The following is a 12,618-nucleotide window of genomic DNA, read 5'->3' on the forward strand; positions in this document are numbered from 1 at the left end:
GGCGCAACGGGAGTTGTCCGGGCAGCGCAACTGCCCGGACCGTCATCTCAGCCGACCGAGGCGAACCCTTCGACGGCCGGAACGAGCCCGGCCAGCCCGGTGACGTCGGCGACGGCTAGCGTGCGCGACGCGGCCAGCCTGGCCAGGTGCCGGGCGAACTGGTGGACGCCGTGCACCGTGCACTCGCCGGACTGCTCGATGTGGCCACGGATCGCGCCGCGCACGTCGTCGGGCACCTCGTGGCCGCGGTCGCGCAGGTACCGGACAGCGATCGTGGCAAGGTCGAGTGAGGTGTACGCCTCGATCTCCCACCATTGCCCGAAGCTGTCGCGTACCTGCGGCACCCTCCCGAACAAGCGCTCCACACCCGCGCGGGTTCCGGTCAGCACCACCACCGGGTCCGCTGTGTGCTCGCGCAGTGCGGCCAGCAGCGCCTCTGCCTCCTCCTGCTGCGGCTCTCCCATGGCGTCGACGTCCACGACGATGACTCCGCCTCGCGCGTCCTGAAATGCCTTGCGAGTCAACGTCTCTGCCTGCCCGGGCCATTCGGGCCGCAGGTCCTCGGTGAGTGAGGTGTACGCCACCTGACCGATGCCGACCAGCCCCAGCTCGGACAGTCCCTGTGCGTAGAACCGGGCCAACTCGCGTCTGCCGCTGCCTTTCGGGCCGGTCAGCACCGCGTTGCCGTACTGCCCCAGCGCCCAGCGCTGGTTGCGGCGCTCGCACAACGACACGAGCGCCGCGATCGCCGACTGGCGAGGCCGGTCCATCCCGATCAGTCCGGACAACCGCCGTCCCGCCAGGCTGTCCCGCACGGCCGAGGTGGGATCGTCCGAGGGGTCGGACGAAGCCGTCTGCTCGACTGGCATCTGTTCCAGCATCGCGATCTGCGGCGCCAGGTCCTCAGCGGTCAACCTGCTGAAGTCCGCGCCTCGCGTAGGCGGGGCCACTGCGAGCCTCGACGCCTGGGTCGAGATCATCGCCTCGAACAACTTCCGCGCCACGCGGCCGTTTCCGAACGTCTCACCCTTGGGCACGCGGGTGAAGTACTCGACGAGCGCGTCCACCGCGTCGTCGGTCAGCTCGTAGTAGTGCTTGCCGCAGAGGTTGCTGGTGATCGTCACCAACTCGTCCACGCTGTAGTTCGGGAACTCGATCGTGCGGGTGAACCGGGAGGCCAGACCGGGGTTGGACTGGAGGAACTTCTCCATCAATTCCGAATAACCCGCGACGATGACCACCAGCTCGTCGCGGTGGTCCTCCATCATCTTCATCAGTGCGTCGACGGCTTCCTGACCGAAGTCCGGACCGACACCACCGGTCGCCGCGGTCAGGGTGTACGCCTCGTCGATGAACAGCACCCCACCGAGCGCCTTGGTGACCAGCTCGGTCGTCTTGATCGCGGTCGAGCCGATGTACTGGCCGACGAGGTCCGCACGGGCGGCCTCGATCATGTGCCCGCTCTTGAGGATGCCCAGTTCACCGAGCACCGCGCCGTAGAGCCGGGCGACCGTGGTCTTACCGGTACCAGGAGGACCTGCGAACACCAGGTGCCTGCTCATCGGCGGCATCGGCAAACCCATCGCCTGCCGCATCTGCGACGTCCTGATCAGGTTGATCAGGCTACGCACTTCCTGTTTCACACCATCGAGCCCGATCAACGAGTCCAGCTCGGCCAACGGACCGTCCAGCACGGCACCACCAGCCTCACGCAAACTCGTTTCCACAGGTACCGGTTCGTCCCGAATGGACGGTGATACCGTAGTGGCGCCGTCGGTGACCAGGTTCTCGACCACCGCCCGGTCCTCGACGGACGGACGCCGGACCGCCTCGCCACCGCTGTTCTTCACCACGCACTGGCTCAGCCGCACCGGTTGCGTGGTCTCCAGGTGCACACCGTTCTCGGCGCTGTCCAGCACCTCGCACTCCACCAGCTCCGCCTTGCCGCCGTCGGCGATGCGGATGCCGTGCCTGCCCGCGCCGCGAACCCGGCAACGGGTACCGACGAGCCTGCCGCCATTGGCGACACTGATGCCGTCGACTGTCGCGTCGACGATCTCGCTGTCCCGCAACGAAACCTCACCGGCGCCGACGTCCAGACCGCCGCCCCGCAGGAGCGCCGAGGTCAGCTCGGCGAACCCTGTGCCGGTGAGCACGACGGCCGCGTCGGCGCCCGCGGCGATCCGCACGTCGGTGAGTGTCGCGCGGGCCGATCCGGCCAGTTCCAGCGCGGCCGCCGGGCCTGTTTCGATGGAGGTGTCGTCGAACGCGACCGAGCCGTCATGGACCAGCACGCCCGCACCCGTCGTCGCGGATGCCCGGAAACGGGCGAAGCGAGCGGTCGACGTGGTGGCCACGGTCCCGATCGCCTCGGTGGAGCCACGCACCGCGGTGTTCTCGAAGTACGGCGAGGCTTCGGCGTCCACGACGAACCCGAGCGGTGAATCCTCGATCGTGCACTCGATCAACCGAGGCGACGCCTGACCCGTCACCTGCACGCCGCAACGACCGGCCGAGGTGAAGGTGCAGCCGCGCAGCGACGGCTTCGTGGTCCCCGCGATGTGCGCGGACTGCGCGGCGGCACCGGCGAAAGTGGACTCGGTGATCGTGATCGAACCGGTGCTGGTCAGGTAGAGGTCGACGTTCGCGCCGTCCCGCACGGTCAGATCGTTGATCGTGAGCCTGCCCTGCTGCTCGGCGACGATCGCGGGCTTGGCCGACTCCGTGATCGTGCCCTGTTCGACCACGCACAGACCGCGGCCGTTGACACAGATACCGTTGCCACCCGGCCGCCGTACCTCGACCCGCCGCAGCGTCAGGAAACCGTCCTCACCGACCACCGCGGCGGAGGAGGCCACGTCGGTCACGACCGTGTCCTCAACAGTGCTCGGGGCGGCGGACGTGATCACGATGCCCGCGCCGCCCGCGTTGCTCACCTCGCAACCACGAGCGGCCAGCGAACCAGTCCCCCGGGTCAGCAGCGCCGCCCACGACGACCCGGTGACCCGGCAGCCGTCCAGCGCGACCTCCCCACGCCGGACGTCGATCGCGGCGACCTCGCCGTCCCCGCAGGACAGCCACAGGTCGCGCAGTTGCACGCCTTCCGAGTCGACGATCAGCACGCTGTCCGTGGCCGCGTGCACCTCGACCGTGCCCGCGCCCTCGTCGGCGGTGATGCTGACCGTCCGGGAGACGACCAGGTTCTCCTCATACCGACCGGGCCGGACGCTGATCGTCGCGCCGTCGCGGGCCGCCGCGAGCGCGGCACCGATCGTGGGGTACGCCCCCGCCCGGTCGCCGCCCACTACCAGCAGATTCATCACCCGTCACCCTCTCCGACCAGTCCCGGCATGGCGCCGAAGCGGGACGCGGCCGACTCGCCGACAGCGCCCTTGAGCGGTGCGCTCGCCCAACGTTCGACGCACTGCCGCAACGAGGTCAGCCCCAGTTCGTCCAGCGATGCCCGCGTGTCGACGCGGCCGTTCTCGTCGATCTCGGACGCGGCGAGCTCACGCAGCAGGATCCGCCCGCGTGTGCCGTCCGCCTGCGGCCCGGCCAACTCCAGGATTTTGAAGCTGGTGCCGGGCACGAACACCACGCGGTTGTCGACCTGGTCGGCGCCGCCGGGTTCCAGCAACCTGGTCCGGCGGGCGGTCATCGACCACACCAGTACGTCGGTGTCGCCCTGTTGGTCCGGACCCGGTTCGGTGAGCGCGTGGATGAAGCTCCAGTCGGTCACCAGGTTGCGCTGGCGGTAGAGCTGCCACTGCGCCTCGGCCGGTGACGCGGTGAAGATCGTCGCGCCGCGGTGCGACGGCAGCCTCGTCAACCCCGACACCACGCAGCGGGCGAACGGCACGTGCGGCCCGTTGGCAGCCGTGCGCAAAGCCTGGTCGATCGACTCGCCACGGGCCGAGAGGTAGAGCTGCACGGCCACCGTGTCGGCCAGCACGTCGGCGGACGAGCGGGCGTCGCCCTGGAACCCCGGGTGCTCGGAGAGGATCCGGGACACCGAGTGCGCCATCGTGTCGAAGTCGCGGCTCAACGTCTTGCGCAACCACGCACGCTCCTGCGTGAGGTCGTGGCTCGCCAGCGCGGAGGCCGCCCGCTCGGGCGTCGGCTGGCGTCGCACGGGTTGCTTGCGCTGTGCCGCAGGGGCTTCGTTCTTCGGTGGTGCCGCAGGCGGTTGCGGCGCGACGGGTTCGGCGGTGGTCGCTTCGCCGACCGGTGCGGGAGGTGCCGGTTCGTCGAAGCTCGCCCCGACCGAGCTCTCCAACCGGATCGCCATCGCCGACGCCGGTCCGGTCACCGCGGGCGGTTCCGGCACCGCAGCGGCCTTGTCAGCGGCGGCCTTGTCGGCAGGGGGTGGGGACGGGGCCACTGTCGTCATCGCGACCGTGCGCTCGGCCGGGCCCTCGTCCAGTGCCACCTCGGGAACCTGGCTCTCCACTGCGGTGCTGACAGTCACCGACCTTTCGGCCAACGGGCTCTCTGCCGACGAGTCCGCGAGGACGGCCGCCAGGCGGACGGTCTCGGTCGACGACCACACCGGCTGGTCCGACGTCGGTTCCAGCTCACCCCGCGCGGGACCGATGACGCGGACCACGCCCCGGCCCAGGTCCGAAGCGGGCACGAGTCGGCACCGGACGCGGGTCGCGGGATCCAACCGGGCCAGGACGTCCTGCGCCAACAGCCGCATCCGCTCGGACATCGCGCTGTCGGTGGCGTCGAAGGCGAGCAGCGCGACCTCGTTCTGCCATGGTTCGGCACGCACCGCGTCCGCGTTCTGCGGGTCCTGCCGTGGCCGCATCCACAGTCCCGACTGGACGACCTCGAGAACCGCGTCCGGGGTGTACCAGTAGACCCCGGGGGTGACCTGCTCGACGCCTTCGACGGGAACGCGGTGGCTCAGCAACTTCGGCATGGAGCGGAACTCGGCGTCGGATTTGGGCGTGTACGCGAGCTCACGGGCAAACGGTTGCCACCCCAGTCCGCCGTCCTCGCACACGGTGTAGACGGCCGGGACCGCGGGCGAACCGACCGGCATGCCCGGGTAGCAGACCACTCGCGCGCCCAGCAGGTCCGCGAGCGCCTGCCCGAGCGTGTCGCCGTCCGACACGCGGACAGGTCCATATTGGACGAAGCGCACCTTGTCGCGGACGCCCTCGTCAAGGCGCTGCCAGAACCGGGACACGTCGTCGAGCGACAGCGCGGGCAGGCCAGGGCAGCCGAGCACGATGGTGAGCGAGTCCGGCTGGCACGGCATCCCGCGCACCAACTGCGACCAGTGCCCGCTCAGGTCCGCGTCACTGGCCGCCGGGTGGATCCACACCCCACCGGGAATCGGGTCGGCCATGCCCGCCGAACTGGTCGCCCACGCGTCGACCGCGCCGGAATCCCACGACGGGCGGGGGAACCGCTTCGCGTCCCACTCCGGGGCGCGGCCCGGCCGGAACTTGACCCAGCCGCTGCCCTTGCCCGAGTGCACGAACAACGTCCCGCCGGTACCGCGGAATATCGCACCGTCCGGCGCGACGACCGTGCGGCCGATCCGTTCCGACAGCCACTGGCCGGTCAGCGCGGTGGCTTCCCGCGACCGCCCGCCGATGATCAACCGGACCCCTCGCCGGTGTCTTGGCAGCAGTTGCGCGACCGAGTCCCACGCCGCGACCGGCATCCCGGCAGGCAGGTCGACGACGACCATCTCGTGTTCGGTGTCCGGTGCCACGGACATCGCCAACTGCTGCGCCTCGGCGGACATCCGGTCCTCCGGGCACACCACGAGCGCGTTGCCAACCGTGTGCTTGGCAAGCGAGAACCCCGCGTCGCCACGGCGACGCCTGCGCAACGAGGCCAATGAGGACCGTGCCGACATCAGTTCATCCCTTCTCGCTGGCGGCCGCCGCCGCCTTGCTGAGCACCGGACCACTCGGCACCCCGGCGAGCATGTCGCCAGCCATCGGCCGAACCGGTGCCCCGGCCAGCCCCAGCGCCTTGATCGATTCGTCGTCCGGCATCAGGTACTTGCGGCCCTCGTCGGTGATCAGGTACCGGTCCGGCACCTTCCGGCCCGCCGGGACGGGCAGCGCCCCGACGATCACGCCTGCCCCGGGTCGCACCTGGACGCTGTTGCCCGCGAGCGCACCGCCCGCGGCGATCGCGATCTGGCTTTCCACCTGCGCGCCGACGGGAGTCTGCCGCAGGCACAGCGCGTTCTGGCCGTGGTCGAGCCACCGCGAGCGGCTCAGGTCGGGCAGCCGCTTGAGCAGCGACTGGTCGCTGGAACGCGGGGCCGAGGCGATGGCCGCGGTGTCGACGCGGACCGGCTGCGAGCCGGTGGACGCGGCCAGCAACGCGAACTCGGTCGCGCTCACCGGCGCGATGCCGTCCGCGCGCAGGACGAACCACTCCGTGTCGCCGTTGCCGGCCTGGTGCTCGAACAGCTGGCCGACCTTGCGTGGCTGACCGCCGACCGGGCTTCCAGGCGTGCCCGCCCGGTCGATCGCGGCCGGGGCCAGAGCCGGGCCGTCCACCAGCGCGTTCAGCCACGCCTGCGGGGCGGGCACGGGCCGCGCGGTGGCCATGCCGAGCGCGACGGTGACGATCGGATCGTCCACTTTGAACTTCATACCGCGCCAGACCACGTACTGGCTCCCGGCAGCGGACTTCACGAGCAGGTAGCGCTCGTCGGGCAGCGGCACGGACGGGACGACCGGGTCGAAGAGGACGTTCGGCGCGCGGTCGGCGGACACCGAGTCGTCCCACGAACCCGGCAGGCAGGTCAGCCAGCTCGACCCGCCGATGTCCTGTGCCGACGGCAACGCCTGCGGCGCGTTCGGGATCCCCAGCACACTGCCGCGTGGCGCGTCCTTCATCGACGCCTTCGACACCATCGCGACCTTGGAGTTGTTGCCCAGCAGCTTCGCCGACGCGTAGTTCAGCGTCGGGTGCAGCCTGCCGTCGACGTTGACCAGCATGATGCCGGTCTCCTTCTCCACGACGGTCGCACCCTTGGCCTGCCAGTCCCTGTTGCCACCGGGCACGATCGCGCCGTAGGCGACGAAGCCGATGGCGATCAGCACCGCCAGCAGCACACCGACGATCATGCCCACGATCGCCCGCCGCGCGGGGATCTCGGGGCTGGCCGGGTCGGCGAGGACGAGCGCGGAGCTCATCCGGCCCATCATGAACTGGTAGGCGTTGAGGTGGTCACGCTGTGTCTGCATGGCCCGCCCTCACCCGAACAGTCCGCGTGCCCACGCGTACACCCCGAGCAGCTGCAACAACAGCGGGACGATCGCGAGTGCCGTGCAGGTGTCGAAGATGTTCGCCAGGTGGCCCCAGACCGGCAGCATCCGGCGGCCCACCGGCCGCAGCGCCGCCTGCATCAGTCCGTAGAGGACGAGCAGGAGGCCGACGAGCAGGACGATCCGCCAGCCCGGCGTGAACATCTGGGCCAGGTCCAGCGCCACCAGCGCCAACCCGATCGTTCCGGCCGCGGTGAGCGCCAGCCGCTGCCATACGCCGAGGAAGTTGCGCGCCCGCAGCAGAATCGCGCTGGACACCACGGTCACGAGCGTCCACCCGATCCATCCGGGCACAGCCAGGATGAAAGGGAAGGCCGCGGCGAACACCACGCTCGCGCAGACCATGGTGACGCTGACGTACCGGTCGGCCGTCGCGGTCCGTACAGCCACCTCGTGCGCGGGAGCTGGGTCGACGTCCTGCTGGAGGTCCTCGGCGTTGCGCGGCAACTGCGGCCCACGGAGGTAGGCGATCCGGATCGTCGTCTTCGGCGACCAGATCACCACACCGAACATCACGGTGGCCAGCACTCCGGCGACCTGCCCGACCGTCCACTCGAAACCGAGGCCCATCCACACGCCGCAGATCGTCGCCACCGCGACCAGCAGGACCGTGGCGAACGGGGCGAACGGGATCCCGTTCGCGGCGAACTTCCGCAACGCCAGCAACACGACCGCCACCAGAGCGGCGCCCGCGGCGCCGACGAGGATGCCCATGGGGGTCGGCGACGCCGCGTCCGGCACGCCGTCAGCCGCGATCACCCCGGTCAGCCCGGCGAAAACGCACCCGGCCAGCCCCCACAACCGCGACAGCGCCAGGTCGTCGAGCGTACGGGCGACCACCGTGGAGATGATGACGAACAACCCGCTCAGGCCACCGGCGAAGCCCGCGTGCAACGCGGTCGGCCCGTCGTCGAGCAGGGCCAGTCCGACCACCGCGACCAGAGCACCGGACAGCACCTGGAACAGCACGCGGTTGTACTCGGGCTTCCACCGGTCACCGCGCTGCACGACGGAGGTCGCGATACCGTCGGCGAGGTCGTCGAAGTCCAGCTCCGGCAACGGGTTGTCGGCCGGGCGCAGGTACAGCTGCTCGCCTTCGAGCCAGTCGAGCGTCTCCGGTGTGCCGTCATGGTCGAACGCGGGCTCGCCCAGCCGTTGCAGCACCCAGGAACCCTGCTGGTCGGCGGGACCCGGCTGGTGCTTGCGGGTGTGGCTCAGCAGCACCGGGACCAGGTCGGCCACGGTCGTCGAGACCGGCACCGCCAGGTCGACCTTGCCGTCCGGCCCGAAGACCGTGATCCGGCACAGCTCCGCGACACGCACGCTGGTCACGAGCCACTCCTCTCATACGCGTCGACCGTCACCAGTCCGGTCTGGATCAGTCCGATTCCCCGCCGGGTGACGAGCTGGGCACGGCCGGGCGGCAGCTTGCGCGGCGGCGCCTCCCCGAGGAACTTCCCCTCCTCCTTGGGGTACGACAGCAGCACGCCGGGTGTGCCCAGCTCCCACAGCCTGCGGATCACCGGGTCCAGCATGGCGCGCATCGCGCCGGACGTGCTCCTGGCGATCACCAGATGCAGTCCGATGTGGACGCCCTGGGGGATCATCGACAGCAACGGTTCCAGCGGTGAACTGGCGCCGCCTCGGCCGAGCAGTTCGTAGTCGTCCACGACGAGGAACACCTCGGGACCGCTCCACCAGTCCCGCTTGCGCATGCGCTCGGACGTGATGTCCTGTCCCGGTACCCGTTTCGCCATCGACCCGACAGTCTGGTTGGCCAGCTCGAACAACGAGTCGGCGCTGAACCCGTAGCCGACGCCGTACTCCGCGGGCACCTCCTGGTCCAGGTCGCGGCGGGTGTCGCCGAGCACGATCTTGGCCTCGTCCGGGCTGTAGCGGCTGCGGATCGAGCGCAGCACCAGGCGGAGCAGGTTCGTCTTGCCGGTCGCGCTGTCGCCGAACACCATCAGATGCGGTGTGGTGAAGAAATCGTGCCACACCGGCTGCAACCGCTGTTCGTCGTAGCCGATGCACACCTGGAATTCCCGCTGCGGCGCCGGGAGTTCCGTGGCGGGCAACTGGGTCGGCAACATCCGCACCGGCGGCGCGCCACGTCCCGGCCAGAACGCCCGCGACTCACCGCAGATCGCTTTCGTCGCCTCGGCCAGGTCATCGACCTCGGACGACCCGTCCAACCGCGGCAGAGCGCCGATGAAGTGGAACCCCTCGGCCGTCATCCCGCGACCGGGCTGGGTGGGCACGGTCGCGGCCTTGCGCGAGCCGACCTCGGACTCCATCGAGTCGCCCAGCCGCAGCTCGAACTTCGTGCCGAGCAGGTCACGCAGCCACGGCCGGATCTCCGACCACCTGGTCGCGCTCAACACCACGTGGATGCCGAAGGACAGGCCACGCGAGGCCAGCTCGCCGATCTTGGTCTCCACGTCCATGAAGTCCTGCTTGACGGTGAACCAGCCGTCCACGACGAGGAACACGTGCCCGAACGGGTCCTCCACGTCGCCACGGGCCCTGGCCGCGAGGTAGGCCGTGATCGACTCGAACCCGTGCTCGGCGAACAGTGCTTCCCTGCGCTCCAGCAACTGGTCCAGCTCGGCGATGGTGCGCACGACGCGGTCGTGTTCCATCCGGGTCGCCACCGAGCCGACGTGCGGCAACCCGGAGACCGACATCAGGCCACCGCCGCCGAAGTCCAGGCAGTAGAACTGGACCTCCTCGGGGGTGTGCAGCAGCGCGAGTCCCAGCATCAGCGTCCGCAGCAGTGTCGACTTGCCGCTCTGCGGCGCGCCCGCGACCCCGACGTGTCCGTCGGCGCCCGACAGGTCGGCGACCAGCAGGTCCCGCAACTGTTCGTAAGGCCGGTCGACGACACCGACCGGGACGCGCAAGGCACCCCGGCTGCTCGGGTCGTCCGCCGTCATACCGCGCACCGGGTCCGGCACCACCGAAGGCAGCAACCCGTCCAGGCTGGGTGCTTCCGACAGCGGCGGCAGCCAGATCTGCCGCGCGGGCGGACCGGCTCCCTTCAACCGGCTGATCAGGACGTCCGCGAGGGAGGGCGCGTCCGACGGCGTCTCCTTCTCCGGCTTGCCCTCCGGCTGCTCCTCTTCGTCCTCGGTGGACCGCAGGGCGTGCAGGGTCGGGTACGGCTGCGTCCGGAACGGCACGACTTCGGCGTGCGCCTTGCTTTCCCCGGTGGCGACCGGCCCGCCGCTCGGCGCGCAGGGCCCGGAGACGTAGGCACCCTTGAACCGCACCAGGTTCGTGTTGTCGAACTTCAGATAACCGTTGCCGGGAGCGGACGGCAGCTCGTACGCCAGCGCGGCACCGATGACAGCACGCGACTCCATCGACGAGAACGTCCGCAGCGCGATCCGGTACGACAGGTGCCCCTCGACGCGGTGGATCCGGCCTTCCTCCAGCCGCTGGGAGGCGAGCAGCAGGTGCACACCGAGGCTGCGGCCGAGACGGCCGATCGACACGAACAAGTCCATGAACTCCGACTTGCTGGCCAGCAGCTCGCTGAACTCGTCGACCACGACCAGCAGATCGGGGAACGGCACCAGCGTCGCGCCACCCGCACGCGCCTTCTCGTACTCGAACGACGACGGGAAACCGCTGGCTCGCAACAGCTCCTGCCGTCGCACCAGCTCACCGTTCAACGCGTCCTGCATCCGGTCGACCAACGGCAGCTCGTCGGCCAGGTTCGTGATCAACGCGGAGGTGTGCGGCAACTTGTCCATACCCAGGAAAGTCGCGCCACCCTTGAAGTCGACCAGGACCATGTTCAGGATCTCGGACGAATGGGTGGCGGCGAGCGCACACACCAGCGTGCGCAGCAACTCGCTCTTGCCGGACCCGGTCGCCCCGATCAGCATCCCGTGCGGACCCATCCCGGCCTGCGCGGACTCCTTCAGGTCGAGGTCGACGACCTCGCCGTCCTCGGTCACGCCGATCGGCACCGACAGCCGCGACCGCTGAGCCGCGCGGGTACGCCACTTCGCGGCCACGTCGAACGTGTGCGGGTCGCGGATACCGAGCAGGGTGGTCAACTCGAAGTCGTTCTCCAACGGCTGGTCCACGATGTCGACCGCGCCGCTCGTCCGCTTCGGCGCCATCAGCCTGGCCAACGCCTCCGCCTGCACCAGGCTCAGCTCGTCGCGTTGGGCGGTCCCGGTGTCCTCACCGGCGGGGAACCGCACGTCGTCGCCGTCGACAGTGAGGCGGAGAACCTTGGGACCACCGGGCATGTTGCCGGTCGCGTCCAGCAGCACGAGGTTGCGCAGACCACCGTTGAGCAACCGCGACGACTCGGGGATCTCCACCCCGTGCGCCACGATCACGATGAACGGCTCGACCACACCGGGTTTGCTGCCCGGTTCGTGGTCGCCGCGGTCGGTGATGTCGTCGCCGAGCACGTCCATCAGCTCGTCGTGGTCGCAGGCGAGCATCCGCAGCGGCCCGGCCGCGTCCATCGACGTCGGGTGGGCGTTGTGGGGCAACCACTTGATCCAGTCCCACTCCGGCTGACCCGCCTCGCTGGTCAACACCGCCACCCGCAACTCGTCCGGCGAGTGGAACGTCACCAACTGCCCGACCACCGCACGAACCAACGCCACGGCCCCGTCGCGGTCACCCGCGAACTCGACGCTGGTGAAGCTCCGCAGCCCCACCGAGATCGGGATGCCCGACACTGTGCGGTACGCCTCACGGAAGCGTCGCAACGAAATCGCCGACAACGGCTCCAAGTCCTCGATCGGCTTGGTCGACGGCGCCGTGTACTCGACGGCCGCCGCCTGCGTGCCCAGACCGATCCGGGCACGGCCGAAGTCCTCGTCGTTGGCCCGGCGTTCCCACAACCGCGTACTGTCCACAACCGACCACAGCCACGACGGCGACGGGTGGTTCCACACCACCGACTGCCGCTGCTGATCCGCGGCCTGCCGTGCCTTCACCCGCAGCTGCGCGATGTAGCGGAGGAAGTCGCGGCGTTCCGACTTCATCTTCCGCTTACGCTCGGCACCAGCACGGCCGATCTGACTCAGGCCCATGGCCAGCAGCCCCACACCCATGGCGCCACCGATCATGTACATCACCGACGACCGTGTCGACGACGCGAACAACATCACCATGGCCATCGAGCCGATGCCCATCGGCAGGAACATCGCGGCCGACCGGAAATCCATCGCCGCGGGCTCCGCCATCACCGGCGGTTCCTGCAACTCCACTTCGCCGTCGGGCATCTGCGGCCCGGCGGCCCGCGGGGGCCGCTTGACCGTGACGGTGCTCATTCCGG

The 12,618-nt window shown here is 69.9% G+C and carries 5 protein-coding genes; all 5 read right to left on the minus strand.

Features of this window, described 5'->3' with window-relative positions; translation table 11 throughout:
* Positions 1-47: 47 nt before the first annotated feature.
* The 5 genes from ALI144C_RS16525 to eccCa are packed head-to-tail and all read right to left on the minus strand — an operon-like array spanning position 48 to position 12,613.
* Positions 48-3,320 (minus strand): right-handed parallel beta-helix repeat-containing protein, encoded by a 3,273-nt coding sequence (locus ALI144C_RS16525; protein WP_076988016.1) that lies wholly within the window; start codon positions 3,318-3,320, stop codon positions 48-50.
* Complete coding sequence (locus tag ALI144C_RS16530; RefSeq protein ID WP_076988017.1) at positions 3,320-5,875, minus strand: hypothetical protein; 2,556 nt, start codon at positions 5,873-5,875, stop codon at positions 3,320-3,322. Before ALI144C_RS16530 ends, ALI144C_RS16525 begins: the two co-directional genes overlap by 1 nt.
* A gap of 4 nt (positions 5,876-5,879) precedes the next feature.
* Positions 5,880-7,226, minus strand: a complete 1,347-nt coding sequence (gene eccB, locus ALI144C_RS16535; RefSeq protein ID WP_076988018.1) for a type VII secretion protein EccB — start codon at positions 7,224-7,226, stop codon at positions 5,880-5,882.
* 9 nt (positions 7,227-7,235) lie between these two features.
* Entirely contained in the window at positions 7,236-8,639 is a 1,404-nt protein-coding gene (eccD, locus tag ALI144C_RS16540; protein WP_076988019.1) for a type VII secretion integral membrane protein EccD, read from the minus strand.
* Positions 8,636-12,613, minus strand: a complete 3,978-nt coding sequence (gene eccCa / locus ALI144C_RS16545; RefSeq protein ID WP_076988020.1) for a type VII secretion protein EccCa — start codon at positions 12,611-12,613, stop codon at positions 8,636-8,638. Before eccCa ends, eccD begins: the two co-directional genes overlap by 4 nt.
* Positions 12,614-12,618: the final 5 nt, after the last annotated feature.

This window comes from Actinosynnema sp. ALI-1.44, from assembly GCF_001984155.1.
Lineage (GTDB): Bacteria > Actinomycetota > Actinomycetes > Mycobacteriales > Pseudonocardiaceae > Kibdelosporangium.